Source organism: Sinorhizobium sp. 6-70 (assembly GCF_030124375.1).
Lineage (GTDB): Bacteria > Pseudomonadota > Alphaproteobacteria > Rhizobiales > Rhizobiaceae > Sinorhizobium.
The window spans coordinates 1-26,366 of sequence record NZ_JASKLS010000022.1 but is presented as its reverse complement, the minus strand read 5'-3'; the positions used below and the strand labels follow the sequence as shown (position 1 = coordinate 26,366).

Sequence of the window (26,366 nt, the reverse complement as noted above, 5' to 3'; positions counted from 1 at the left end):
GATGCAGCGGAAGCACGAACGCCCCTGCGGGGACCGTCAGGGGCGTGTTGATTGCGAGGGCCGGAAGCCGCAGAAGGTCTTACTCCTCCGCCGGCCCGTAGAGGCCGAGCTGGTCGAGCAGCGCGCGCTGCCGGTCAACACTTTCGACGAGCAGGCCGGTGTGCCGATCGATAATCCGGCCGCGGTGATCCGGATCGGAAACGGCGGAGAGCGCGCCCAGGATCGCCGCGACCTTTTCCGACGTCTGCCGCAGTTCCTCCAGGAGCTCTGCCTTGCCGGCGACCTCGGTGACCACCTGCTTCGTCACGCGGCCAATGCCCGCCGGCGTGCGGCTGCCGGCCAACACGTAACCCTCCGGCAGATCGCCCTTGAGATTGGTGACCGACTTGAAGCGGATGACGTCGAAGATCTGGTCGACCGCCTGCTTCGCGCCGGTCACGCGCGAGGGATGGTCGGTGTCGGCGGCCGCATGCGGCAGCAGTTCCAGCTTGCCCTTATGGCGTTCTTCGAGCGGCAGGTAGGGAAGCATCGGCCCGCTGAGCTTACCGGTCGCGGCGTCCTTGAAGAGGTCGGCGTCGATCGCCGCGTGCGCGATCTTACCGGACGACAGCGCCTCGTCGAGCGCAATAGCATCGACGACCTCGCCCCGGTCGTAGTTGACCAGCACCGCGCCGTCGTTCATCGCGCCGAGCATCTCCCGATCGACGGTTCCGGCGTTGGAATAGACCCCGGTCGCGGCGTCCAGGCGGCCGAGACCGATGTGGACGGAAAGCACGTCGGCGCCGGTCGCCGCCGCGACAGGGCTTGCGGCATAGTCGAAGCCTTCCGCCTCGATCCAGTGCCTGTGATGCTCGCGGGCGTAGATTGCGACCTTCATCCCGAAGGCCTTGGCGAGCTTGGCGACTTCGCGGCCGATATTGCCGTAGCCGAGAATCGCGATCTTCCGGCCCTCGAGCTTTGCGGTCGGAAAATCCTTGAGCTGGCGGCCGGTGTCGAAGTCGCCGCCGGCGACCATCCGGTGCAGCCGGTCGACCGGCAGGTCGGGGACGACCTTGAGGATCGCCTTCATCGCCATCTGCGCGGTCGCGCGGCTGTTGATGCCCGGCGTGTTCATCAGCGGCGCGTCGCCGCCCTCACCGTTACCGCCGCCCCAGGAGGCCGAGCCCATGTTGCCGGTGCCGGCGCCGATGCGCACGCCGCCGAGCGGGAAAACCGAGGCCTTCGGAATGAAGGTCGCCGCCGCTATCAGTGCGTCGTATTGGCCCTTGTCGGTCTGCGGCAGGATCTCCGCCTCGGTGCTGAGGTTGGGTTGGTAGAAGAAATGGATGCGGCCCTTCTCGAGCGCCGAGCGGTCGCCGAGCGGCCCGAGATGGAAGACGCCGCCGTTTTCCTCGACATAGGCCTTGATTTCGCTGTGATCCGGCTGGCCGTCTGCGCCGAAACGCAGGCCGACCAGATCGGCGATCAGCACCGTGTAGGCGCGCGTGGGATCGTCCTTCCGGACGGCGCCGGTGGACTTGGCCGTGGCCTCGAAAGTGACGCCGTTCTTCGCCAGCTCCTCTTCGAGAACGACGATCTTGGCGCGCAAATAGGCGTATTGCAGGTTCTCCAGCAGCGCGACGACGTCTTCCGGCTCGCGGATGCCGCCGACCCAGGCGCGATAGTCGCCGGGCGTGCCCGGGAAGGCATTGACGTAGCGGGCCGCGTCGAGGCCGCGCTCGTATTCGCCGTTCGGATGGGTGATGCCCTCATAGCCGAGCAGTTGCTTCGAACGGGCGATAATGCGGGCGTGGACGGCGGGATCGGTGATGCCGTCGTCCTCGACCTTGAGGAGCGTCACCGCCGCACCGCGCCGCTCGGCATCGGTGACGGCCAGCGACGGGAGCGGATGCGACTTCACCCACTCGTCGATCACCTTGCGGTTGGCGGCAGAGCGGCGGTTGAGCTCGACGACAGAGCCGACCCGGGCCTCCGACTGCAAGAGGCCGAAGGTGGTCTCGGCAAAGGCGAGCGCGCTGTAGGTGTTGATGACGCCGCCAAGCATGCGGTCTTCCGCCGCGTCGTAGAACGGTCCGGCATCGACGGACCGCTTTGCCGAGAACGGCTGCCTGGGATCGATCGGCGGCGCGATCTTCAGCTGGCGCGGGATCGCCCAGGCCGGATCTTGCTGGTTCTGCTCGATCAGCGCCAGCGCATACGGCGTGAAGGAGGCGACAAAATAGCCCGAAACCCCGCCGATCGCCTTCTGGAATGGCATGAACAGGCAGCACTTCGCCATGACGGCGCTGACGAGTTCCGGTTCCCACGGCATGGCACCGAGCATCGAGGTGGCATCGAATACCGCATGGCGGTTTGCCGGATCACCGTCGATCCAGCTCAAAAGCTCGCGGATCTCACGGCTGGTATAGGCATTGGCCCCGGTCGTCTCGTGGCCGACACCAACGAAGATCGAAACGCCGAGTTCGGAAAGCTCTGCTGCCGTCGGGATCACACCTTCGGAGACGGCGAAATGGATGCGGCTCTCGCAGCCCTTTTCGGCGAAGCGCTGCATCTCGATCAGCTGGGTCGCCCAGGACTGGCGGAAAAAGCCGGCGGCCTTGGACGGATCGCTCTCCGGCCGCGGCGTATCGACATAGACGCGCTGAGAGGCGTTGTTGGCGTTCATCAGGTGCTGGACGCAGACGGTGAAGCCGCTGTGGCCACCGCCGAGCCCCACGGCCATACGGTTCGTCTTCGGAAACCCGAAATAGCGATGGATCGCCCGCATCATGTCGGTCAAGATTTTGTCGGCCGGATAGCCGCGGTGCATGCTGCGCGAAATCTCGGCGGTGGTGAAGCCGCCGATGTCGTTGCCCCGGTCGTCGAACTTGCGATAGGTCTTCTCGATCCAGGCGTCGAACGCGATGCGCCGCAGACGGCTATCCACTTCGTCGGCCGTCGCATCGGTGATCGGGCCGACGCCGAAGAACGGGTTGGACGGCAGCCTCGGCGCCCCGGACCTCGTCAGTTGGAGTGCCTTCAGTCGCTGTTCCTGCATCTGCGCGATGTTCATCATGATCTGCCTATCTGTTTTCGAGGCGGGAGATAGCGCTGATAGTGGATCGAACACTTTAGAAAGAAGACCTCATATGCGCCGAACAGCACGCGGAATGCGTCATGGTTGCGCCTGCCGTGAGGATTGCTGCCGCGCTAGCGCTGGCATCGCATCGACGACCTCCCCGTTCGCGGAAGGACTCCGGCGGCTGCGTCGTCCTAGCGCCGGATCAACAACGTGCCCGGAGTCTTGCGACTTGCTGTCGTCTAAGAACCCAGGGATGCGCGGAAATTCTGCGGCGTGTTGGCAAACCGCCTGCGGAACATCCGGCTGAGATGGGATGAATCACAGAAGCCGCTTTCCGCCGCGACCATCGCAATCGACTTGTCGGTGTTTTCGAGCATGTGGCGCGCGAGCAAGAGCCTCATCTCGATGAACGCAGTCAGGGGCGAGGTTCCAAGTGCTTCCCTGAAATGCCGTTCAAGACACCGCTTACCGACTTTCAGACTCCTTGCTATCTCGGAGACGGAGAGAGGCGTGTCCAGGCTTTGCTGCATCAGCAAAAGCGCCTTCCTGACAATTGGATCCTTGGTCCGGAAGCTGAGCGTCAGGCCGGGCTGCGGCGTTCCCCCGTCCTCCGCCTCGCTGATCATCATGATATTCAAGCTCTTCGTGGATTGAGCCTTGCCGATGTGCCTGTCGACCAGGAATGCCGCGAGGTGAGCCGTGCTCGTGCCGCCCGAGCAAGTGAGGCGGTCGCGGTCGACCACGAAGATCTGGTCGGATATCGGCCTGAGTCCGTCGAACTGCGAGAGAAAATCCTGATGGTGGAACCAGCTCACACAGCCGCGATAGCCCTCCATTAAACCGGCACGATGGAGTATGAAGGTGCCGGTGCAAAGGCCAACCAGAGGCACCCCGGCCGCCGCGGCCTGCCGCAGGTAACGTTCCACCCGCTCGTCGGGCCGGTCCATTTCGTCGATAAGGCCGCCGACCACCACGATATAATCGAAAAGTTTCGGGCTGCCGAACACCTCGTGAGGCTGAACAGAGACACCGCAGCTGGCGGTGATCGGTTTCATGTCCGGGGCAACGACTTTCCATCGGCATTGAATTGGCCGGCTACGGTCGCCTTCATCCGCGGCGAGGCGCAACACATCCACGAAATTGGCGAAGGCGCAGAGCGTAAATCGCTGCACCAGAACAAAGCTCACCGTCAGGCGTGCATCCTGATCGCGGCGCACGCTCCTCTGGGAAACGTCGTTTACAGCCATACTGTCTCATTTCTACTGCCGATATGACGCAATCATTCTTTTCAGATCTCCAAGGCAAGTCAATATTTCAGGAAATGTCGCGGACAGATGGCCATGCGACGCTGGAGGATACCAGGCCGTCGGGGAGGAATTTGGATGAGACTAGTGAGCGCGGAACAGCGTCAGTTTGCCTTCTACCTTGTGCCGGAATTTACGATGCTGGCGTTCTCTTCAGCGGTCGAGGCCTTGCGGCTGGCAAACACAGTCGTCGGTTACGAAGCCTACTCCTGGCGAGTAGTCTCTTCCGACGGTGCCAAGGTCCGCGCGAGCTGCGGCCTTGCGCTTGAAGCCGACAACTCGGTAGCGGTTGAACGCCAGCATCTCACCAGCCGTCTGCGTCCCTCGGTGTCCGTCATTTGCGGGGGAAAGCATGTGGAGCGCTACATCGACCGTGCGGCCGATGCGTGGCTGCGTGAATGCCGCAATCGTGGCGTCGCCGTCGCAGGCCTGTGCACGGGCGCCCATGTCCTGGCGAGAGCCGGGCTGCTCGACCAGAGGAAATGCGCGATCCATTGGGAGAACCAACCCGGATTTGTGGAGCGCTTTGGCGCGGCAAACGCCAGTAGCGGAATCTACGAGGTCGACGGTAACATCTATACCTGCGCCGGCGGGGCTGCTTCCTTCGACATGATGCTCCACATTATCGGCCGCGATTTCGACGAGAGCGTTGTGAGCGGCATATGCGAACTCGCACTTGTCGACCGTGTGCGGGACCCCGGGGAGCGGCAGCGCCTTCCCTTCGCCCAACGCGTTGGGGTTCGAGATCCCATCGTGCTGAAGCTGGTCGAGAAGATGGAAAAGAGCCTGACCGAGCCGATGCAAGTGGAAGAGCTTACCTCTTCAATCGGCCTCTCACGACGCCAGGTGGAGCGGCTGTTCCGCAACGAACTGCGCTGTTCGCCGGCGCGATATTATTTGAAGCTCCGTCTCGAGCGCGCCCAACTGCTGCTGGTGCAGTCGACGATGCCTGTCGTGGAGGTAGCCATCGCTTGCGGCTTCGTATCAGCTTCCCATTTCTCCAAATGCTACCGCGAGACCTTTGGGTGTTCGCCGCAGGAAGCGCGGGGCCGCATCGTGAAAATGCCGGCGGCGCATCCGGCCGCATGTGCATCTGCCGCGTGACGCCTGGCGACTTTCCGGCCGACCTGCCGTTGGATTGAAGCCGGCGCCTACAGCGCGCGCGTCTTGTAAAACGCGCAAAGGGCGCTGTAGCATCTTGAATTGCTGCATTTTGTATTTCCCTACGTGAAGTCAGCCCCTTCGAGGCCATGCTGAAACGCCGAAGGTGTGGGTAGAAATGCTTGTCCTCAACCATATGTTTGGTCGTATAACTGATCGACACTGCACTCGTCCCCTCTTTCAGACCACGTCCGACCCCGGAGAGTTCAATGGCACAATCCCAGGACAATATCGTCAAGCTTCAGGTCGCCAACACCCGCCCCGAAGACTCCGGAGGACCGTTCGCGAGAATTACGCCAAAGATCATGTCCGCGCTCGGAGTCGAGGAAGGCGACATAATCGAGATTGTCGGGAAACGTCATACGGGTGCGATCGCTTTCCGCGGCTATGGTGAAGACGAGGGCCTCAACATCATCAGGCTGGACGGCCTGCAGCGTGTGAACGCCGGCGCAACCAGCGGCGACCATGTGGAGGTTCACAAGGTGGATGCGAGACCTGCCCAGCGGGTCGTTCTCGCCCCTGCCCAGAAGAACCTTCGGCTGCAAGGATCGGGCGAAGCGCTTCAGCGTACCTTCTTTCGCCGCCCGATGGCTGCCGGGGATGTGATCTCGACGTCCGTACAGCAGCGCATCAGTCGCAACGCCCGCACGGAGCATGACATCATGCGCGGCTTGGTCGAACTTCCGGCCTACGGTCTTCAGGAAATACGTCTGGTGGTCGTGTCGACCCAGCCGCGCGGTATCGTCACGATGGGAGAAAATACCATCGTCGAACTGCGGCCGGAATTCGAGGAGCCCAAGGAAGCCAGGCGCGCCGACGTCACCTATGATGACATCGGCGGCCTCGGCAACGCCGTCGATCAAGTGCGGGAAATGGTGGAGCTGCCGCTTCGTCATCCGGAGCTGTTCCAGCGCCTAGGCATCGATCCGCCGAAAGGCGTGCTGCTTCACGGCCCTCCGGGAACCGGCAAAACGCTTCTGGCGCGGGCGGTTGCAAACGAAACCGAGGCTCATTTCTATCATATCGCCGGGCCGGAAATCATGGGTAGCCAATATGGCGAATCCGAACAACGGCTGCGCCAGGTGTTCGAGGAGGCGGCCAAGAACGCTCCTTCCATCATATTTCTCGATGAGATCGACTCGATCGCGCCAAAACGCGAGAAAGTGACCGGAGAGGTGGAACGCCGGATCGTCGCACAGCTTTTGACTTTGATGGACGGTCTCGAGCCGAGGCAGAACATCGTCGTTATCGGTGCCACCAACCGTCGTGACTCGATTGACGAAGCGCTGAGGCGTCCAGGCCGCTTCGATCGCGAGATCGTCATCGGAGTGCCGGATCAGAAAGGCAGGCGCGAGGTTCTTGCCATTCACGCGCGCGGCATGCCTCTGGCGGAAGACGTCGACCTCGACGAAATTGCAAGAACCACATACGGTTTTGTCGGCGCGGATGTCGGCGCACTCGCGCGCGAGGCAGCGATGGATGCGCTTCGCAGGATATTGCCCGACATCAATCTCAGGGAGGGTATCCCGTCCGAGGTCCTCGAAAATCTGAGCGTCAACCAGGCTGACTTCCTGAGTGCTATGAAGCGGATACAGCCCTCGGCACTGCGCGAAATCATGATTCAGGCCCCCGATGTTCGGTGGGCTGACATCGGTGGGCTCGACGAGGCGCAGATGCGGCTTCGCGAAGGGGTCGAATTGCCGTTGCGGTCTCCGCAATCATTCAAGCGAATGGGCATTCGACCGGCCAAGGGATTCCTGCTGTTCGGTCCGCCGGGAACCGGCAAGACCTTGCTGGCGAAGGCCGTCGCGCGGGAAGCGGAGGCGAATTTCGTGGCGACCAAGTCGTCGGACCTGCTTTCGAAATGGTACGGGGAGTCCGAGCAGCAAGTGTCGCAACTCTTTGAGCGGGCAAGGCAGGTCGCGCCGACCGTGATCTTTATCGACGAAATCGATTCCCTCGCCCCGGCTCGGGGTGGCGGCATCGGCGAGCCAGCCGTGACCGAACGCGTGGTAAACACCTTGCTGGCGGAAATGGACGGCCTGGAAGACATGCAAGGCGTCGTCGTCATGGCGGCGACCAATCGGCCGAACCTGCTCGACCCCGCCCTGCTTCGACCCGGCCGTTTTGACGAGCTTGTCTATGTTCCCGTTCCCGATCAAAAGGGCCGGCGCAAGATTCTCGGCATTCACACGCGCAAGATGCCGCTGGCCAAGGACGTCGACCTCGACGATCTCGCACAGAGGACCGAGCGGTTCACGGGCGCCGACCTTGAAGACCTCACAAGACGCGCGGGTCTTATCGCACTCAGAGAAAATCTCGACGCCCAGGACGTCACGTCAACGCATTTCAACAAGGCGTTCGATGAAATCCGTCCGTCCGTGACGCCCGAAGTCGAGCGGGAATACGAGACGATGCTCCGCACGCTGAAACAGGAAGACCCGCAGCGACAGCAGATCGGATTCCTGCCTCGAAAAGGCGGCTGAACTTGCCTGTCCACAGCGGCTTGCCGTCGTGTTGGATGCGTTGGGACGATGGAGTGCTTTGATTTTATCGCGTGCCTTGCGTACGTGCTCGCGAAGCCTATCGGGTCCAGATGCCGCTCCGAGTGGTGCAGTGGTCGGCAGATAGTCGCGCTTCCGATGCTGGCGGGGGCTTCGGCTTGCCGTTGCGGCTAGGCTGATTTGTTATCGCCGGCGGCAAGCTCAAGGAAAAAATGCAGGCCCGACGATTAGACGCCCGGAGCGGCGTGGGTGAGCGCCGTGATCTTCCTTATATGCGCCACCGCAGTCGTACCTCCGGCAGTTTTGGTAAAAAGTTCAAGCGTCTCCTCGTCGTCTGCTCCGACCGGCGTCAGCGCCTGGTCCATGTAGGCCTTCGAAGCCGGGTCGCGGGAAATCCTGAAGGCGGCGGCAGTCAGCCGGACGATCATGCCTGCAAGCGTCCCGTGCCTGCGCACCGTCTGCAGTAAAAACTGCGGCCAGAAGATCAGCGGATGCACCCTCTTTATTCCCGGCCGCCGCTCCGACGGCCGCTTCAGGCGCAAAAAGCCGCTTTGCAGCGGGTGGACGTGTTCGAGCGACACCATCGTCGCGAAGGAAACGAGCAGCTTGACAAGGCTTCCAAGCGGCACGCCCGTCGCGGCCGCGCGGCGCAGCAATGTCTCCATATGCTCCGGCGAGTAATAGAGCCGCCACGCCTCGTGGTAGATGTTTTCCCACGCCTCCCGGCTCATCCTCGCGTGCGCCGTGCACACATGCTCGACATCATAGACGTTGAGATCCGCCTCCATCTCGACGCCGTTCCTCCAGAGCTTTTGGTGGTCCTCCGAGCCCGGCAGTGGTGTGAGGATGAAGAATTCGACGATATCGACCGGCAGTTCGTGTTGGATGATGGCGATGTCGCGCCGGATGGTCTCGGGCGTATCCGCCGGAAAGCCGAGGATGTAGCCCGCGAGCGTCATGATGCCCTGCGCCTTCCAGGCAAGCAGCATCTTGCGATATTCGGTGATCTTGTTCTGGCTCTTCCTCGCAGCGGTCAGATTATCCGGGTTGACGTTCTCGAGACCGATGAAAACGCGGGTAACACCGGCGCGCTTGGCCTTCTCGATGAAGTTCGGGATCCTGTGGCAGAGTGTGTCGACCTGGATCATCAGGCCGAGCGGAATGGCGTCCTTCTCCCGCAGTTCGATCAACCGGTCGAAGATCGCCTCCCAATTCCTGTTGCGGGCAAAATTATCGTCGGTGATGAAGAACTTGTGCACACCTTGTGCCCAGTTCATCCGCACGAGCTTCTCGACGTCGTCGGCCGAGCGGAAACGCGACCTGCGCCCCTGCACGTTGATGATCGTGCAGAAGGAACATTGATAGGGACAGCCGCGACCGGCATCGAAACTCGTACTGAAGCCGAGCGTGTGGGCGATATTTTCCTTCGGCAGGAACGGCACCGGTGTGTCGGCAATGGCCGGCAGGTCATCCATGAAGTTGTAGATCGGCTCCAGCTTGCCGGCAGCCGCATCGCGCAGCACGGTTTCAAGACGGCCCTCCGCCTCGCCGGCAAACATGGAAATGCCTATCTCACGGCAGGCGTCGAGTTCCACTGCCTTGCCGTCAAGCATGGCAAGGCAGCCCGACACGTGAAACCCGCCCATGGCAACGGGTATGCCAGCGTTGCGAAACGGCCGCGCAATATCGAGCGCGCGCGGAAACTGGTTGGATTGGACTCCGACAAGCGCCACCATGCCGAAATTGTCGCGTCGGCCAAGCACGCGCAGAAGGGCCGGGAAATCGACCCGCGTATTCGTTTCGTCGACCACCGTGATATCGATGGCAGTGTCCGGGCCGAGCACCTTGCGTTCGGCGCAGTCAGCGGCAATACCATAAAGCGCGGCGAGCGAGTTCGAGGGGATCATGGCACGCCACCACCGGATCACGTAGCCTTCGTCATCATAGTGCGACGGCTTGATCAGGATGAGCTGGAAACGCCTCCCGCTAGCTTCCGAAGAATGCGCCACGTGCTCTCTTTCGTTTTTGGAAGCAATGGGAGAGCGTAGCAGAGCGCCGCCACAAGACAAGGCCACGGTGGTCGTCCCCGATTTAAGGCAGCAATTCAAAGTGCCACAGCGACCTTTGCGCGTCTGGCAAGACGCATGGCGCTGTAAAATCAGCGCAATGCTTGGAGCGTCATGTCGCGGACATAATCGGCGAGAGCCAGCGATGATGTCAGTCCGGGCGATTCAATCCCGAAGAGATTGATCAGTCCCGGCACGCCGTGGCTGTCCGGCCCCTGTATGCGGAAATCCTGGTTGGCGATCTCCGGCGGCACGATCTTTGGCCGAATTCCAGAATAGGCCGGCGCGAGCGCCCCGTCCTTCAGGTCTGGATAATACCGGCGGATCCCTTGGTAAAAGAGCGCCGCCCTTTCCGGTTCCACCTGGTAGTCCACCCGATCGATCCACTCGATATCGGGCCCGAAACGGGCGCGGCCGGCCATATCGAGCGTCAGGTGAATGCCGAGACCGCCCTTCACCGGCACCGGATAGATGAGCCGTGAGAACGGCGTCCCGCCGGTCAGCGAGAAATAGCTGCCCTTGGCATAATAGGCCGACGGCACCAGATACCGAGGCACGCCTTCGATCGCATTGGCAAGCGTGGTCGCATGCAGGCCCGCTGCATTGACAAAGAACCGGCAGCGAAACGTGAGCGGATCGTCGCCGCCGGTATCTACCTCAAAACCGGCATCGTCAGCCCGGACGCGGACGACAGGGCTTTTCAGCGCAAGAAGTGCGCCGGCGCTCTCGGCATCGCCGAGCAGCGCGAGCATATAGGCGTGGCTGTCGATGATCCCGGTGGACGGGGACAGCAAGGCGCCGGTGGTAGAAAGTGAAGGCTCCAGTTCCTTCGCCTCGGCTGCGGATATCTCACGGATGTCGGCAACGCCATTTGCCGCAGCCTTGGCCGCAATCTCCGGCAGGCGCTGCAGTTCCTCCGCTGACGTGGCGACGATCAGTTTTCCGCAGTTTCGGTGCGGCAACCCGCGTTCCCGGCAATAGGCGTAGAGCGCCTTGCGGCCGGCGACGCAGAAGCGGGCCATCAGGCTACCGGCAGGATAATAGATGCCGGCATGAATGACCTCACTGTTGCGAGACGAGGTCTCCGTGCCGATCGCATCGGCCGCCTCGAGGATCAAGACCTCGCGGCCGGCGAGCGCCAGGGCGCGCGCCACTGCAAGGCCGACCACACCCGCACCGGCGACCACACAATCGAGTTCGTCCAAGATCTTCTCCGCATCCAAAGCCGATAGCCCGTAAAGGAACACAGACCTGCCGCTTGTCGCAAGATGCGCTGTCGCAGCCATTCAGTTGCAAAGCAGTCAAAATAGCTCCGCCCGCCACATGGCCGGAATGAGGACGGGGATCGGTTTCTCCGGCACTATCGTCCGGAAACCTTGGTGCTGCGGAGCTTTATACGCAAATGAACCGTCGAGGATATCGGAGCGTTTCGAGGCAACGCGTGGATTTGCCCCAAAGGGCGATGACCCTGCATGGGCGAAGCATTCATGAGTACCATTGCTGTGCACGCTTCGGTATCTCTGACACTATCGCCACGCCTGTGTGCGGGCAAGCAGGCCGCGGGCGATCAGCGCGTGGATAAGCTTGGCGGCGACATTCGTGTAGAAGATCATCATGCCCATGGCCGCTGCCGGCGCGATGTCGCCCGCATCGTCCATGTTGAGTACGGCGACCGAGGCAAGTTTGGTGTCCGTGGCGTACAGAAAGACCACGGCCGAGACCGTCGTCATCGCATTGACGAAGAGATAGATCGCGATGTTGAGGATTGCCGGCAGGCAGACCGGCACCGTGACACGGAAGAACAAGCGGTGGAAGGGCTGCTTCAAGGAGGCGGCGACGGATTCGAATTCCGGGTCCATCTGCTTGAGCGCGGTGAGCGCCGTCAGGTGCGCGACCGTGTAGAAGTGCGTCACCGTACAGACGACGAGGATCGTCATCGTGCCGTAGATCGGGTACAGGGGATTGGCGGGGTTGTTGAAGAAGAAGATGTAGGCAAGGCCGAGCACCATGCCCGGCACGGCCATGGGCATCATCGCCAGGAAATGGAAAATGCTGCGCCCGAAGCGGAAGCCATCCGCCTTCTCGACCATATAGGCGCCGGCAAAGACGATGACCGAACCGAAGAGCGCCGTCAGCAGTGCGAGCCTGATCGAGTTGCCATAGGCTGCCCAGCCGCCGCCGTCCATCAGGTCAAAGGCGAAGTTCTTCGCCGTCAGTGTCAGGTCGTAAGGCCAGAACTTCACGATCGCCGCGATCTGACACATCGCGATCATGCCGAGGATGAACAGGCTGGCGAGGCAGGCGAAGGCGAAACAGAGTGTATCCATCCGCGCATTGCGCTTCGGCACATAGGGCACCGCGCGCGCCGAGAGCAATGCCACCTGTCGCCTCTGCATGCGCCGATCGACGACAAAGGCGAGCACGGCCGGCACGAGGAGGATGACGGAGACGACGGCCCCCATCTCGAAGTTCTGCTGGCCGATCACCTGCTTGTAGATATCGACGGCGAGCATGCCGTACTGGCCGCCGATCACCTTGGGCAGGCCGAAATCGGTGATGACCAGCGTGAAGACGACGAAGGCAGCCGAGACGATGCCATAGCGCGCACCCGGCACCGTCACGGTTGTGAAGGTCCGCCATTTGCTGGCCTTGAGCGAGGCGGCGGCCTCGTAGTGCCGCGCATCGGCGATGGAGAGCGCCGTCAGGATAATGAGGAAGGCGTGCGGTAGCGTGAAGAAGACCGAGCCGATGACGATGCCGATCGGGCCATAGATGGAGTAGCCCATCAGCCAGTCCTTGAAGACGCCCTGATTGCCGAAGAGATAAACGAGCGCGATGCCCGGCAGCAGCGATGGAACGAGGATCGGAATCGTCAGGATTCCGCGGAACAAACCCCTGAGCGGCATGCAGCTTCGCGTCAGGCCATAGGCAAGCGCAAAGGCGATCGAGATCGTCACCACCGTGCTGATCGCGGCCATCAGCACCGAATTGTGGATCGACTGGGCAAGCGCGGGCGTCGAGAAATAGGTTCTGAAGTTCTCGAAGCCGAGGCTGCTTGCCGGACGCAGCACAACACGCCGAAAGGTGCCGGAATCGTATTCACGCCACGCCGTGCCCGTTTCTCGCGTGGAGCCGACGAGGAAGGCGGCATCATCCGTCGTGCCACGAATGCGATAATGCACCGGACTGCGGAACTTGAATTCCGGGAAGAACTTCGTCGCGGCGAGCCGGCCGTCGGAATTCGTGGAAAGCTCCGTGTCCGCCACGGCGCCAAGCTCACGATTCAGTTCTGCCGCGCTGACAACCGGACCCCAGTTCGCACCCGTCTCGTCGCTCACCTGGAATTCAAAGGCGGCCAGTGCGAACCGGTAAGTCGAAAGCGACTTCGACAACATGACGAAGAGCGGCGCAGCGAGCGCGACTATCAGGTAGAGACCGATGACGGCCATGAAGCCGAGCTTGACGAGATCGTCGCGGGAGGCTTCCTGCCGAAGCCGCTTGCCAGTCAGTGGCAGGTGGGACGCTTCAAGAGCGAAGTTCATCGTCAGGCACTCCTTGGGTAGAGCAGCAGGCGTTCCCGCGGGATCTCGACCTGGATGACGCCGCCCGCCTCGATACGCAGGCGGCGGACCGCATTGACGGAGAAGTCGGCAACGAGCGTGCGTTCACCGAGCCGGGGCGCCGTCAGCCGCGTGCGCCAGAACATGCCGAGGAACTCCATCTCCTGCACCTGGGCATCGACCAGATTCTGCGGCGTTGCGGGCCGGTCGACAGCATTGGCCGCATGCGCGTCGGCGCCGTGTGGGATGATGTCGACGGGGCGCACGACGGCGGTCGCCGCCTGGCCGGTCGCGAACTCCTCGGTCGGGCAGCAGAAGGCCGAATGACCGATCTCGACCTCGCCGTCGCTCAGGACCTCTGCAGGAAACTGGTTGGTCTCGCCGATGAAGTCGGCGACGAACAGGGTTTTGGCGTGGCGATAGATTTCGGAGGGTGAGCCAACCTGTTCGATGACGCCGTGGTTCATCACGACGATCCGGTCGGCCATGGCGAGCGCCTCCTCCTGGTCATGCGTGACCATGATGGTGGTGACGCCGAGTTTTCGTTGCAGTGCCTTGATCTCGTGGCGAAGGTGGACGCGAACCTTGGCGTCGAGTGCTGACAGCGGCTCATCGAGCAGAAGCAGGCCCGGCGAGATGGCGATGGCCCGGGCAAGCGCGATGCGCTGCTGTTGGCCGCCGGAGAGTTGGGCGGGATATTTCTTGCCATGCGCCGACAGGCCGACCGTTTCCAGAAGCTCGGCGACACGCGCGGCCACCGCTGCCTTCGAACGGCCGATGTTTTCCAGGCCGAAGGCAATATTCTGCTCGATGGTGAGGTTCGGAAAGAGCGCGTAGGACTGGAAGACGATGCCGTAATCGCGTCTGGAGGCCGGCAGGGTTGAGATGTTGCGGCCGTCCTGCCGGATCGTGCCTTGCGTCTGGAGGTCCAGGCCTGCGATCGCCCTCAGCAAGGTCGTCTTGCCGCAGCCCGAGGGGCCGAGGAAACAGATGAACTCGCCCTTGCCGATACTGAGCGATATGTCGCGCAGCGCGACGAAATCGCCATAGGCCTTCCACAGATCGGTGATCTCCAGATAGGGCGTCGGCTCAGCGCCCGCCTGCTTCGCGGCGCGGTGAATGGGCGTGGGCGTCGGTTCGATCGACAGGGCATGTCTCATCTGCAAGCTCCGCTGGCTTCAGGGATTTCGGGAGAATGCGATGGGCGGAGCGCATCGGCGCCCCGCCCGGTCGATCGGGATCAGCTCTTCGGCTCCGACTTGGCGTCGTAACGCTTCTGCCATTCCTTCAGAATGGCAGTGCGGTTGTTCGCGGCCCATTCGAAGTCGTTGTCGATCATCTTGGAGGAGATGTCGGACGGCAGGTGTTCGACCGCCTTTGCGACGCCCGGATAAGCGACGACGGCATAGCCGACATTGTACATCTCGTTGGCTTCCTTGGTGACCGACCAGTCGACCAGCGTCTTGGCGGCTTCGAGGTTGGGCGTGCCGCCGATGATCGCCGTTGCCTCGGCTTCCCAACCCGAGCCTTCAGACGGGAAGATGATGTCGATCGGCGCGCCGGCGCTCTTGGCCTTGGCCCCGGGAAACTCGAAGGAAACGCCGATCACTGCCTCGCCGGCACCCGCCATCTTGCAGGGCTTTGAGCCGGAATGGGTATAGGCGGAGATGTTCTCGTGGAGCTTGTCCATATAGGCCCAGGCCTTGTCCTCGCCCCACAACTGCATCCAGCCCGAGACGTTGAGGAAGCCCGTGCCGGAGGAAGCCGGGTTCGGCATCACGATATGGCCCTTGTACTCCGGCTTCGTCAGGTCTTCCCAACTCGTCGGCGCCTTGAGGCCGAGCTTCTCGCCTTCCACCGTGTTGTAGCAGAGCGCAGCGACATAGGCGTCCATGCCGACCCAGCCGGGAGGGGTGTCGTTGTCAACGAATTTCTTGTCCAGCTCCTCGACGCCCTTGGGCTGGTAAGGCTCCAGCATGCCTTCGGTCTTGAGGAGAAGCAACGACGTGGCGGCAAGACCCCAGACCACGTCGGCCTGCGGATTGTCCTTCTCGGCGAGCAGCTTTGCCGTCATCACGCCGGTGGAGTCGCGCACCCAGTTGATCTTGATGTCGGGGTGGGCCTTTTCGAAAGTCGCCTTATAACGATCGAGGTCGACGGCCTCGATGGCGGTATAGACGGTGAGTTGGGTTTCAGCAAAAGCAATGGCGGGGAGCACGGCAGAAACGGCGCCGGCAAGCAAAAAAAGCACGCGTCTGTTCATGATTGAAGTTCTCCTCTGAAGACCTGGAAAAACCAGGAAGCGCGGCGGGCAATCTTGATGCTGCCCCTCTGTCATCGGCTTCATGAGCATTCTGCGCAGGGCTTTTTAGTTAGTAAAATTTATTATTCTTATCGTTTAGCAAGTAAAATCTATGGATGCTCTGCCACGCGTGGCCGGCCAACGAAGAATAAGCAGCACTTTCAAAGCGGTCGCCGATGGTCCTGTCTCGCACGCGCCACGCCCGCCCATCGTGTAAACAAAAAGGGAGCCGCCGAGGCAGCTCCCAGAGGGTGAATCAGCGGGGGAAACGCTCACATCACCATGGCAGAGAGAATGTCTTGACGTTGGTAAAGCTCTTCATCGCCTCGATGACGCCTTCCTTGTAGCCGTTGCCGGAGTCCTTGATGCCGCCGAAGGGGCTCATCTCGATGCGGTATCCCGGCACCTCCCAGATATTGACAGTGCCGACCCTTAGCCCGGCAATGTATTTCTGCATGCGCCGGAAGTCGTTGGTGCAGACCCCGGAGGAAAGGCCGAACGCCGTCGAGTTCGACAGCGCGATAAGCGCATCATCGTCGTCCGGCGCGCGCACGATCGGGATGATCGGCGCGAAGGTTTCCTCCATGACCAGTTCGCTCGAGTGCCGCACCCGGTCGACGACGATCGGCGGCAGCAGGGCGCCCTTGCGGCCGGGGTCGTAGAGTATCTCCGCCCCCTCTTCCGCCGCCTTGTGCACCCGGCGCTCGAACACCTCCGCCGCTCGGGCATGCACGACCGTGCCGAGTTCCGTCGCCCGGTCCATCGGATCGCCGAACTTGAGCTTCCTCGCCCGCTCCAGCACCAGGGGGACGAAGCGATCGGCGATGCTCTCCTGGCAGAGGATGCGCTTCACCGCCGTGCAGCGCTGGCCGGAATTCTTCGTCGCACCGGCAACCGCAAGGTCCGCCGCCTTGGCAAGATCGGCGTCCGACAGGTCGTTGAGGATGATCAGCGGATCGTTGCCGCCGAGTTCCAGCACCTGCCGCTTGTAATGGGCGTTCGCCGCGATTAGCTTGCCGACCGGCACGCTGCCGGTAAAGGTGATAAGGTCGAAGTTCGGGTTGGTCATCATCTCCATCCCGATATCGTCCGGCCAGCCGGTAACGACCGAAAGCATTTCCGGCGGCAGGCCCGCCTCGTAGAGTATGTCGGCGAATACCAGCGCCGTCATCGGCGTCAACTCCGTCGGCTTCAGCACGACGCAATTGTTCGTCGCGATCGCCGGCGCCACCTTGTGCGCCACCATATTGAGCGGATGATTGAAGGGCGTGATCGCCGAAATGGCGGTCAGCGGTTCGCGGGTGGTGAAAATCTTGCGGGCCTTGCCGTGCGGGGTGAGGTCACAGGAGAAGATCTCGCCGTCGTCACGGATGCACATCTGGCCGGAGAGTGTCAGCACATCGAAGGCGCGGCCCACTTCATAAAGCGAGTCCTGCTTGGAGATGCCGAGCTCCAGTGTGATGAGGTCGGAAATCTCCTCCTTGCGGGCGACGAGCATGTCCGCCGCCTTGAGCAGGATGCGCTGGCGCTCGTAGCGCGTCAGCTTCGGCTGATAAGCCGCCGCGATCTCGAAGGCCTTGCGGGCATGCTCCGCATTGCCGGCCGGAACGGTGCCGATGACGGCGTCGTTCCAGGGGTAGTGCACGTCGATACGCCCTTCGGTATCGACCGCCTTGCCGGCGATCCGCATAGGCTCGTGGCGAATGGCAAATGCCGTTTCCACTTTGGTCATCGTTCCCTCCCTATTGCGCCGGCTGGGCGGCTGCGACGAGCGCGTAATAGAAGGCGTCGAAGTTGCGCAGCGTGCCGGCCGTCAGAAGTTCGGGCAGCTTGCGGTTGGCGATGAAGGGCACTTCCTGTTCCGTGAGGCCGCCATGCGAGCGCAGCGGCTCGTTCAGCGCAGCAAGATCATGCCGGTGCTCGCTGGTACCGAGCGTCTTGTTTTCGGACGAGACCAGCACGACGTCGCCGATGCGGTCGTCCGGCAGCTCGAAGCGCACGCAGGCCTCCGGGCGGGAGAGCACGACGTCAATGCCATCGATCGCCGTCAGCCGCTCGATGATCTCCTCCTTATCAGTCGCTTCGGGCAGGTAAGCCGTGGCAAAGGAACCGAGCGCCCCGTGATGCACCACATAGGGGTCGGTGATCGGCAGGATGACGCGGGCGGTATCCTTGCCGAGCCATTCGTCCAGCAGGTCCTGCACATAGATGACATCCGGCGAACCGTCCGCCTTGTGCTTGGGCTTCATGCCGTGGTCGGCGGTGACGATGATCGCCGCGCCGAGGGCGTCGAGCTCGGTCAGGTACCTGTCGAACATCTCATAGAAGGAGTTCGCCTCGGGCACGCCGGGCGCGTATTTGTGCTGCACATAGTCGGTCGTCGTCAGGTACATGACGTCCGGGCGGAATTCCTTGAGCAGCTTGACGCCCGCGGCGAAGACGAATTCGGAAAGGTCCGCCGAATAGACCTCCGGCACCGGACGGCCGAGCCAGGCCGAGGCATTGTCGAGGCCGTTTTCGGCCGTGGTCGACTTGTCGGCTTTCTCCGACGAGAAGCAGACCGCCCTGCCCTCGTCGAACTTGAGGCCGTGGCCGAGCAGCGCCCGCAGCTTGTCCTTCGCCGTCACCACGGCGACCTTCGCGCCGGCATCGTAGAACTGCTTGAAGATCGTCGGCGCGCGCAGGAAGCGCGGATCGTTCATCATCACTTCCTTGCCGGTCTGCGGTTCGTAGAGATAGTTGCCGCAGATGCCGTGGATCGCCGGCGGGCGGCCGGTGGCGATGGAGAGATTGTTCGGGTTGGTGAAGCTCGGGATGACGCTCAACGCAGTGCGTTCCGTGCCCGTCTTGCGGATGCGGGCAAGTGTCGGCATCAGGCCGGCCTTGATCGCCTCGTCGAGATAGGCCGGCTCGCAGCCATCGAGGCAGATGGCGATTGCCGGAACGTTCGGCCAGGGATAGGTGCGCCGGTTGGCGGTGACGGTGATCTTGGACATCTGGTTCATGGGAAATTCCTTCGTTCAGGCGGCGAGACGGCTACGTTCTTCGAGGGCGACGGCCGGCGGGGCGGCGCTGTCGACGCCCATTTCGGCGAGCGAGCTTCGAGCGGCTTCCACCACACAGCGCATGACATGCTCGTCCATGCGGCCGATGCAGCCGACGCGGAAGCTGTCGGCCACGGTGAGCTTGCCGGGATAGATGATGAAGCCTTTTTCCTTCATCAGATCGTAGAAGCGATCGAAGGCGAAAGCGGGATGGGCCGGGCTGAAGAAGGTGACGATGATCGGCGACAGCCACTGATCGGCAAGCAGCGTCTCGAAACCCACCTCGCGCATGCCGGCCACCATGACATCGCGATTGCGGGCATAACGCGCGCCGCGACCGGCAACGCCGCCTTCTTCACGATGGATACGGAGCGCCTCCAGGAAGGCGGCAACCACGTGGGTCGGTGGCGTGAAGCGCCATTGGCCCGTCTTGTTCATGTATTCCCACTGGGCATGCACATCGAGGCTCAGCGAGTGGCTGCGGCCCTTGGCCGCCTCCAGTTCGCTCTTGCGGGCGATGACGAAGCCGAAGCCCGGCACGCCCTCGATGCACTTGTTGGCGGAGGAGACGATCGCCTCGTAGCGGAAATCGGCGATGCCTGCCGGCACGGCGCCGAAGGCGCTCATCGAATCGACGAGCAGCTTGCGACCGCGGGAGTACACCGTCTCAGAGATTTCCTTCAGCGGATTGAGTATGCCGGAGCTGGTCTCGCAGTGGACGACGACCACATGGGTGATCGCCGGATCGGCATCGAGCGCGGCGGCGACTTCGGGACCACGCGGCGGCATGTAGTCGCCCTTGTCGATCGTCACGTGTTCGCGGCCAAGATAAGAGAGCGTCTGGGCGATGCGCTTGCCATAGGCACCGTTCATCAGCACCAGCACCTTGCCGTCCCGCGGAACGAAGCTGCCGAGCATCGCCTCGACCGAGAACGAGCCGCTGCCCTGCATCGGCACACAATCGAACTCGTCCTTCGTGTCACCGGCGATCTCGAGGAGCTCACGACGCAGCTGCGCGGTCATGGCCCGGAAGTCGCCGTCCCACGAACCCCAGTCCTTCAGCATGACTTCCTTGACTTCATAGGCCGTCGTCAACGGGCCGGGCGTCAGCAGATAGGGCTCGCCGAGTCTCGGCGATTCCAGAGGCGCGATGGTTCTATCAGAAGCGATGTTTGGCATGGTCCGTCCTCGCGTTTGGCATGTTCGAGAAAGACAATGCGGCGGAAACATATATCTGTAAAATCGTTCTTTTGTATCAATCTATAGGTACAATTTATGTATCTAGGCTGCCGGCACCAGTCGGCTTTCCAGCAGGTCTCCGGTCTCGCGCAGGCGCGGATAGGCCATGGTCGTGACCAGCGAATTGACCTCCTTCAGTGCCCGGACGATCTCCAGATGCATGTCGCTCGACTGGATGCTCGCCGCGATGCCCTGCCGAAGCCGCTCCAGGTGGCTCTTGCTGCTCTCCTCGACGAGTCGGCGCACATGCTCTTTCTGCCGGACCATCTCACGGGCGATCACAGGGTCAGGCGAGACGAGAAGATTGGCCGCGAGCCTGACATTGGCAAACACCGCAGCGTGCAGCAAGGTGAGCTCACGCCATCCCTCCTGCGAGAAGGCGCCGGCGCCATCTAGCCGCTCCTCGGCCATCTGCAGGAGGTTTTTCGCGACGACGTCGCCGGCATATTCGAGATGGATTGCCGCCTCTGTAAGCTCGATACCCCGCCGTGATTGTTCCTCTGTTAGAACCCCGCGATTGACGGCCGCGACATAGAGCTTGATCTCGCGATGCGCCCGGTGGATGTCCCCGTCGATGCTGCGTAGCGCCTTCACTGTCTCCGGCGTCGGTGACTGAATGACCGCCATCACCGGCTCCAGCATTCGCGCGATGAGATTGCCCATGTGCAATACCTCGCGCGCCGCCGCTGCAAGCGCCTGCGCCGGCTTGTCGATCAGCGAATGGTCGAGCGCGCTGGCATGGGCCGCCAGGTAAGCCTCTACCGGCGCCGCGGTGAGGAGCCTGACGAGACGCGCCATCAGACCGCACGAGACCAGCCCGATGAGAACCAGCGCGGCATTGAACAGTAGATGCAAGTTGACGAGCTTGCCGGCAACCGTACCGCCCGGAAGCCAGACGAAGGGGGCGTGCAGCGAAAACAGAGCGAAGACCGCCGCACTGAACAATGCGCGAAAGAGAAGGTTACCGAGCGGCAGGCGCCGGCCTTCAACCGGCAGGCCGCGGGTCAGCCACAGAGCAATCAGTCCCCCGCCGAGATTGACGCCGAGAACCAGGGGAATGCCAACCTCCAGCGGCACGAGCCCCTTTGCCGCAAAGGTCAGGATCAGCAGGATCGCCGCCACGCTGGAATGCAGCGCCCAGGTGAAGACCGCGGCGAGGATCATCACCGTCAGCGCATCCGTCCCCAGGAAGGCGATGGCGGAGGGCAAAAGTGGGCTTTGTGTCAGCGGCTGCGTCGCGTGGCCGATCATCTGGAGCGACAGCAGCAGCAGGCCGATACCGAGCACGGCGCGCCCGGCTTCGGTGACCTTGCGCATAGACGCTTTCAAATGCAGGAGACCGCCGGCTGCGACGAACAGCGGCGCCAGCCAATGCAGGTCGAAGGATAGGATCTTGACGACCAGCGCCGAGCCAAGATCGGCCCCGAGAAGCACCGCCAGTCCGATATCGAGCCCGAGCGCGCCGCTGATGGCAAAGCCGGCCGCAAGCATCGCGACCGCCGTCGAACTCTGTAACGCGATCGCCACAACACAGCCATAGACGGCCGCACGCGGCCGTCTGCCAGCGCCGCCGACGGTTCGCGCGACGATGTCACCAGACGCCGTTTCGACGCCTTTCTTCACGAGACTGACGGCATAGAGCAACAGGACCGTGGCGGCGGCAAGTTCGAGGGCGACGGCCGGGAGGTTCATGGGCGCGCTCCGGAGAGAGGATGGAATCCGGAAACTATCCCTTGCCGCTTTACATAAATCAAATCGTTCGTTTTAATGAAACTATCGACGAAATCTATCTAGGGCCGCTCGCATGCGTTACGTCCAGCTTCGCGCCTTCCATAACGTGGCTATCCATGGTGGCTTCTCGCGAGCGGCAGAAGCGCTCTTCCTCACGCAGCCTGCCGTCTCGGACCAGGTCCGCAAGCTTGAGGAGGAATACGACGTCCTGCTCTTCAACCGAAACAAGAAGCAGGTGACGCTGACCCAGGCCGGCCAGCAGCTTCTCGAAGTCACCCGCCGCATGTTCGACGTCGAGCAGCAGGCGCTGGATCTGCTTTCGGAGTCCCGGGCGCTCCGCGCAGGCAAACTGCGGATCGTCGCCGACGCTGCCCACCACCTTCTGCACATACTCGCCGCCTTCCGCCGCGCCTACCCGTCGGTACAGGTCTCGATCGACTCGGGTAATACCGAAACGGTCATCACCAGCCTGCACGCCTACGAGGCGGATATCGGCGTGCTCGGCGAAATCCCGCAATCCAGCGATTTCGAGATCCTGAAACTCAACTCCACACCGATCATCGCCTTCGCGAGCCGCGACTTTCCTCTCGCTGGTCAAAACACGGTCACGTTCGCCGATCTCGTCAAGCACCCGCTCGTCATGCGCGAACAAGGCTCCAAGACCCGCCAGAAGCTCGAGGCGATGGCCAAACAATGCGGCGTGCCCCTGACACCGCTGATTGAAGCTGAAGGCCGCGAGGCGGTGCGCGAGATCGTCGCGGCGGGCGGCGGGGTCGGCTTCGTTTCTTCAGCCGAGTTTGGGCAAGACAGTCGTCTGGTTCCCATTCAGATAGACGCACCGGAAATGCTAATGGACGAGGCTCTGATCTGCCTACGCGAGCGCAGCAACGGCAAGCTTGTGAACGCGTTTTTCAATATCGCGCGTGGGCTTGCGCCAGTAACGACATGAGCGCGGTGTTCGGGCCGTCATGAAGCCGACGCGAGCCGCTATCGGGCGCGTCCCGCCTTCATGAGCGGCCAGTCCGCCCCTTGGGCCGCGTCGCCAGCACATTGCGGATCGAAAAGCTCGAATGGATGCGCAGGACGCCTGGCAAGGCCGAGAGGATTTCCTTGTGGATGCGCTCGAACTCGCCCGCATTGGCGACCTCGACCCGCAGGAGATAGTCCGAACCGCCCGTCATTAGAAAACACTCGCGAATTTCCGGATGCCGGCGCACCGCCGCCTCGAAACGGTCGAGATAGTCTTCCGTTTGCCGCTCCAGCGTGATGTTGATGATGACGGCAATCGTCGCCTCGACGGTCGACGTATCCACCAGCGCGGTATAGCCGCGGATGACGCCGCCCCGCTCCAGCAGCTTGATCCGCCTGAGACAGGCAGACGGCGAGAGCCCGACCTCAGCCGCGAGCCTGGCATTGCTCATACGCGCATCGAGCCGCAGGAGCCGAAGGATGTTGCGGTCGATCGCGTCCAGTGCCGTCATTGCAGATTATTCCAAATCTTCGTCATTCCTTTCAAAAATCATAGATCTGCACACCGATCAATCGCTATTTCCTCGGCAATTTCACGATCGTTTCACTAGGCTCCCATCCAAATGGGGGACCAGTAATGGACAGCGCGATACAAGAAAACATGGCAGGCAGGAAGGCCGGCACGGGCGGTGCGTCTGGCCATCTGACAATCGATCTCAGTGCCCTTGCCCGCAACTATGAAAGGCTGGCGGCGGAGGTTGCGCCCGCGCGCGCGGCGGCCGTCGTCAAGGCCGACGCCTATGGCCTCGGCGCCGACCAGATCACCGCAAAACTCTATGCGTGCGGCTGCCGCCATTTCTTCGTGGCCCAGTTCGTCGAGGCTCTCAGCCTGCGTCCGCGTCTTCCCGCCGACGCCACGGTCTTGGTGTTGAACGGCCTCCAGCCCGGCAACGAGGGCGCCTGCGCCCGGGAAGGTATCGTTCCGATCATCAATTCGCTGGAGCAGTGGCAGCAGTGGGCTCAGGCCGCGCGGGCACGCGGACGCCGGCTCCCCGCAGGGCTACAATTCGATACCGGCATGTCGCGCCTCGGCGTGCCGCCGGAGCACAGGGCGGCCCTTGCCGGCCTGGTAGAAGCGGACCGCGGGATCGAGGTTCTGTTCATCATGAGCCACCTTGCATCCGCCGACGATACCACGAGCGAGCAGAACGGCGATCAACTCGCCGAGATGAACCTCGTCGCGGCCGAGTTTCCGGCACTCGACGTCTGCTTTGCCAATTCTGGCGGCATCTTCCTCGACAAGGCCTATCATGGCGTACTCGCCCGCCCGGGCATCGCGCTCTATGGGGGCGCACCAACCACCGGCATGCCGAACCCGGTGGAGCCAGTCGTGCGCCTGGAGGTCGCGGTGGTCCAAACGCGCACCGTGCCGGCCGGCACACGCATCGGCTACAGCGGCACCCATGCCACGGTGGGCGAAACGCGCCTTGCCACCATCGCCGCCGGCTATGCGGACGGCCTGCCGCGCAGCCTGAGCGACCGGGGCGCGGTCTACTGCGACGGCATCCGTCTGCCGATCGTCGGGCGCGTGTCTATGGACAGCATCACCATCGACGTTTCCGCCCTGCCGAAAGGCCGCCTGCACCTCGGCAGCCTGGTGGAAGTCCTCGGCCCACACCAGACGCTCGAAGACCTCGCCCGCGACGCTGGCACCATTTCCTATGAAATCCTGACCGGTCTCGGCCATCGCTACGAGCGACGGTACTGCTGACCCCTTCTTCTTCCCCAGTGAGGACACCATGAAAGTTACCGTTCTCGGCGCCGGCATCGTCGGCGTCACGTCTGCCTACCAGCTTGCCAAGGCAGGACACGAGGTGACCGTCATCGACCGCCAGCAGGGCCCGGCGCTGGAAACGAGCTTCGCCAATGCCGGCGAAGTTTCGTTCGGCTATTGCTCGCCCTGGGCGGCCCCTGGGATTCCGATGAAGGCAATCAAGTGGCTGTTTATGGAGCACGCGCCGCTGATCCTGCGTCCCAAGGTCGATGCCGCCATGCTGTGCTGGCTGATGCGAATGCTCTCCAATTGCACCTCGAAGCGCTACGCGATCAACAAGAGCCGCATGCTGCGGCTTGCCGACTACAGCCGCATTTCGCTTGCGGCGCTGCGCACCGAGACAGGCATCGCTTATGACGAGCGCATGCAGGGTACGCTGCAATTGTTCCGCACGCAGCAGCAGCTCGACGCTTCGGCCAAGGATGTCAAAGCGCTCGCCGCCGACGGCATTCCTTATGAGGTGCTCGACCGCGACGGCTGCATCCGCGTAGAGCCGGCGCTAAAGCATGTCCGAGACAAGATCGTCGGCGGTCTGCTGACGCCGAAGGACGAGACCGGCGACTGCTTCAAGTTCGCCAATGCGCTCGCAAAGAAGGCGGAAGAACTCGGCGTGCGCTTCGCCTACGGCACGGAAATCGAGGGGCTGGATGTCGAAGCCGGCCGGGTACGCGGCGTCGTCACCGTCAGGGAAAGACTCGCCGCCGATGCGGTCGTCGTCGCGCTCGGCAGCTATTCGCCGCTGCTGGTGCGGCCCTTCGGCATCCGCCTGCCGGTCTATCCGGTCAAAGGCTATTCGCTCACCATCCCGATTGCCAACGCTTCACGTGCGCCGGAATCGACGGTGATGGACGAGACCTACAAGATTGCGATCACGCGGCTCGGTGACCGCATCCGCGTTGGTGGCATGGCGGAAATTTCTGGCTACACCAACGATCTCGGCGAGGCGCGCCGCCGCACGCTGGAACATTCCGTCACCGACCTCTTCCCGGGCGGCGACGCCGGCAAAGCCTCGTTCTGGTCCGGACTGAGGCCGATGACGCCGGACGGCACGCCGATCATCGGACCTACGAAGATTGCTGGCCTGTTTCTCAATACCGGCCACGGCACGCTCGGCTGGACGATGAGTTCGGGCTCGGCCCGCGTCATCGCCGATCTCGTTTCCGGCCACAAGCCAGACATCGATGCCACCGATCTCGCCGTCGCACGGTATGCCTGAGCACACACGCCAGGCTTTAAAGGAGAGTGCGATGACAACCGATTTGAAGGGGACCGGGAACGACGACGGACGCTTCGGTGTTACAGGCACCTTGTCCGTTCCCACATACAGAAGGTCGTCGTAGCCCTCCCCCTGACCACCGGCGCGCAGAACTCCCCCTTCATGGCCGATTGGCATCGCTCCTCGCCTTGATGGCGGCCGCTTCTTTGCGGCGCTGGGTATGCCGGCGCCTTCTTGCGGGTTGCGGCCTGTTGCCTGTTTGTTGGATGGCAGTCGGCGTGGGGCCGCGGCTGGGCCAGCCGATGGGGGTCTGTCGGCGGCTGGCGGATGCAAAAAGCCCCCGCGTCTTGCGACGTCGGGGGCTTTTGTGATCTG

Annotated in this window: 17 protein-coding genes; 5 read left to right on the top strand and 12 right to left on the bottom strand. The window is 62.5% G+C overall.

The features are described from left to right. Positions 1-79: 79 nt before the first annotated feature. Positions 80-3,055: an NAD(P)-dependent oxidoreductase gene (locus QN222_RS28525; protein WP_284005715.1), complete on the bottom strand. Its 2,976-nt coding sequence runs from the start codon at positions 3,053-3,055 to the stop codon at positions 80-82. A gap of 245 nt (positions 3,056-3,300) precedes the next feature. Further along, positions 3,301-4,308 (bottom strand): GlxA family transcriptional regulator, encoded by a 1,008-nt coding sequence (locus QN222_RS28520; RefSeq protein ID WP_283964969.1) that lies wholly within the window; start codon positions 4,306-4,308, stop codon positions 3,301-3,303. 135 nt (positions 4,309-4,443) lie between these two features. Between QN222_RS28520 and QN222_RS28515 the strand changes: the two genes are divergently transcribed. After that, on the top strand, positions 4,444-5,469 hold the full coding sequence (locus QN222_RS28515) for a GlxA family transcriptional regulator (protein ID WP_283964970.1): 1,026 nt from the start codon (positions 4,444-4,446) through the stop codon (positions 5,467-5,469). A gap of 266 nt (positions 5,470-5,735) precedes the next feature. Next, positions 5,736-8,012 (top strand): CDC48 family AAA ATPase, encoded by a 2,277-nt coding sequence (locus tag QN222_RS28510; RefSeq protein WP_283964971.1) that lies wholly within the window; start codon positions 5,736-5,738, stop codon positions 8,010-8,012. 245 nt (positions 8,013-8,257) lie between these two features. Here QN222_RS28510 and QN222_RS28505 read toward each other — a convergent pair whose 3' ends face one another. The 9 genes from QN222_RS28505 to QN222_RS28465 all read right to left on the bottom strand — a co-directional run bounded on the left by QN222_RS28505 (position 8,258) and on the right by QN222_RS28465 (position 21,933). Beyond that, a complete protein-coding gene (locus tag QN222_RS28505; RefSeq protein ID WP_283964972.1) occupies positions 8,258-10,039 on the bottom strand; it encodes a radical SAM protein in 1,782 nt (593 codons plus the stop codon). Positions 10,040-10,188: 149 nt separating this feature from the next. Beyond that, a complete protein-coding gene (locus QN222_RS28500; RefSeq protein WP_283964973.1) occupies positions 10,189-11,301 on the bottom strand; it encodes an NAD(P)/FAD-dependent oxidoreductase in 1,113 nt (370 codons plus the stop codon). A gap of 321 nt (positions 11,302-11,622) precedes the next feature. After that, positions 11,623-13,638, bottom strand: coding sequence for a putative 2-aminoethylphosphonate ABC transporter permease subunit (locus QN222_RS28495; protein ID WP_283964974.1), 2,016 nt, complete (start codon positions 13,636-13,638; stop codon positions 11,623-11,625). Between the two features lie 2 nt (positions 13,639-13,640). Continuing rightward, the gene (locus QN222_RS28490) at positions 13,641-14,816 is read right to left on the bottom strand and encodes a putative 2-aminoethylphosphonate ABC transporter ATP-binding protein (RefSeq protein WP_283964975.1); all 1,176 of its coding nucleotides are present in this window, start codon (positions 14,814-14,816) and stop codon (positions 13,641-13,643) included. 80 nt (positions 14,817-14,896) lie between these two features. Then, the gene (locus QN222_RS28485; protein ID WP_283964976.1) at positions 14,897-15,919 is read right to left on the bottom strand and encodes a putative 2-aminoethylphosphonate ABC transporter substrate-binding protein; all 1,023 of its coding nucleotides are present in this window, start codon (positions 15,917-15,919) and stop codon (positions 14,897-14,899) included. Positions 15,920-16,235: 316 nt separating this feature from the next. After that, positions 16,236-17,690 (bottom strand): phosphonoacetaldehyde dehydrogenase, encoded by a 1,455-nt coding sequence (gene phnY / locus QN222_RS28480; RefSeq protein ID WP_283964977.1) that lies wholly within the window; start codon positions 17,688-17,690, stop codon positions 16,236-16,238. Between the two features lie 10 nt (positions 17,691-17,700). Next, positions 17,701-18,963 carry a phosphonoacetate hydrolase gene (gene phnA / locus QN222_RS28475; RefSeq protein ID WP_283964978.1) on the bottom strand — a complete coding sequence of 421 codons (1,263 nt, stop codon included), beginning with the start codon at positions 18,961-18,963 and terminating at the stop codon, positions 17,701-17,703. A gap of 15 nt (positions 18,964-18,978) precedes the next feature. Then, positions 18,979-20,181 carry a 2-aminoethylphosphonate--pyruvate transaminase gene (locus QN222_RS28470; protein ID WP_283964979.1) on the bottom strand — a complete coding sequence of 401 codons (1,203 nt, stop codon included), beginning with the start codon at positions 20,179-20,181 and terminating at the stop codon, positions 18,979-18,981. A gap of 102 nt (positions 20,182-20,283) precedes the next feature. Then, positions 20,284-21,933 (bottom strand): Na/Pi cotransporter family protein, encoded by a 1,650-nt coding sequence (locus QN222_RS28465; protein ID WP_284005713.1) that lies wholly within the window; start codon positions 21,931-21,933, stop codon positions 20,284-20,286. A 112-nt stretch (positions 21,934-22,045) separates the two neighbouring features. Between QN222_RS28465 and QN222_RS28460 the strand changes: the two genes are divergently transcribed. Then, positions 22,046-22,921, top strand: a complete 876-nt coding sequence (locus QN222_RS28460) for a LysR substrate-binding domain-containing protein (protein ID WP_283966034.1) — start codon at positions 22,046-22,048, stop codon at positions 22,919-22,921. 58 nt (positions 22,922-22,979) lie between these two features. Here the strand turns inward: QN222_RS28460 and QN222_RS28455 are convergent, their stop codons facing one another. Beyond that, the gene (locus tag QN222_RS28455) at positions 22,980-23,453 is read right to left on the bottom strand and encodes an Lrp/AsnC family transcriptional regulator (RefSeq protein WP_283966035.1); all 474 of its coding nucleotides are present in this window, start codon (positions 23,451-23,453) and stop codon (positions 22,980-22,982) included. 125 nt (positions 23,454-23,578) lie between these two features. Here QN222_RS28455 and alr point away from each other — a divergent pair, with 125 nt between their 5' ends. Beyond that, complete coding sequence (gene alr, locus QN222_RS28450) at positions 23,579-24,712, top strand: alanine racemase (RefSeq protein ID WP_284005711.1); 1,134 nt, start codon at positions 23,579-23,581, stop codon at positions 24,710-24,712. 28 nt (positions 24,713-24,740) lie between these two features. Then, positions 24,741-25,991: a D-amino acid dehydrogenase gene (locus QN222_RS28445; protein ID WP_283966037.1), complete on the top strand. Its 1,251-nt coding sequence runs from the start codon at positions 24,741-24,743 to the stop codon at positions 25,989-25,991. Positions 25,992-26,366 lie beyond the last annotated feature (375 nt).

Bases quoted from the DNA above. Each gene is read 5' to 3' on its own strand.
- QN222_RS28525 (WP_284005715.1), bottom strand. From the start codon at position 3,055: ATGATGAACATCGCGCAGATGCAGGAACAGCGACTGAAGGCACTCCAA.
- QN222_RS28520 (WP_283964969.1), bottom strand. From the start codon at position 4,308: ATGGCTGTAAACGACGTTTCCCAGAGGAGCGTGCGCCGCGATCAGGAT.
- QN222_RS28515 (WP_283964970.1), top strand. From the start codon at position 4,444: ATGAGACTAGTGAGCGCGGAACAGCGTCAGTTTGCCTTCTACCTTGTG.
- QN222_RS28510 (WP_283964971.1), top strand. From the start codon at position 5,736: ATGGCACAATCCCAGGACAATATCGTCAAGCTTCAGGTCGCCAACACC.
- QN222_RS28495 (WP_283964974.1), bottom strand. From the start codon at position 13,638: ATGAACTTCGCTCTTGAAGCGTCCCACCTGCCACTGACTGGCAAGCGG.
- QN222_RS28490 (WP_283964975.1), bottom strand. From the start codon at position 14,816: ATGAGACATGCCCTGTCGATCGAACCGACGCCCACGCCCATTCACCGC.
- QN222_RS28485 (WP_283964976.1), bottom strand. From the start codon at position 15,919: ATGAACAGACGCGTGCTTTTTTTGCTTGCCGGCGCCGTTTCTGCCGTG.
- phnY (WP_283964977.1), bottom strand. From the start codon at position 17,690: ATGACCAAAGTGGAAACGGCATTTGCCATTCGCCACGAGCCTATGCGG.
- phnA (WP_283964978.1), bottom strand. From the start codon at position 18,963: ATGAACCAGATGTCCAAGATCACCGTCACCGCCAACCGGCGCACCTAT.
- QN222_RS28470 (WP_283964979.1), bottom strand. From the start codon at position 20,181: ATGCCAAACATCGCTTCTGATAGAACCATCGCGCCTCTGGAATCGCCG.
- QN222_RS28465 (WP_284005713.1), bottom strand. From the start codon at position 21,933: ATGAACCTCCCGGCCGTCGCCCTCGAACTTGCCGCCGCCACGGTCCTG.
- QN222_RS28460 (WP_283966034.1), top strand. From the start codon at position 22,046: ATGCGTTACGTCCAGCTTCGCGCCTTCCATAACGTGGCTATCCATGGT.
- QN222_RS28455 (WP_283966035.1), bottom strand. From the start codon at position 23,453: ATGACGGCACTGGACGCGATCGACCGCAACATCCTTCGGCTCCTGCGG.
- alr (WP_284005711.1), top strand. From the start codon at position 23,579: ATGGACAGCGCGATACAAGAAAACATGGCAGGCAGGAAGGCCGGCACG.
- QN222_RS28445 (WP_283966037.1), top strand. From the start codon at position 24,741: ATGAAAGTTACCGTTCTCGGCGCCGGCATCGTCGGCGTCACGTCTGCC.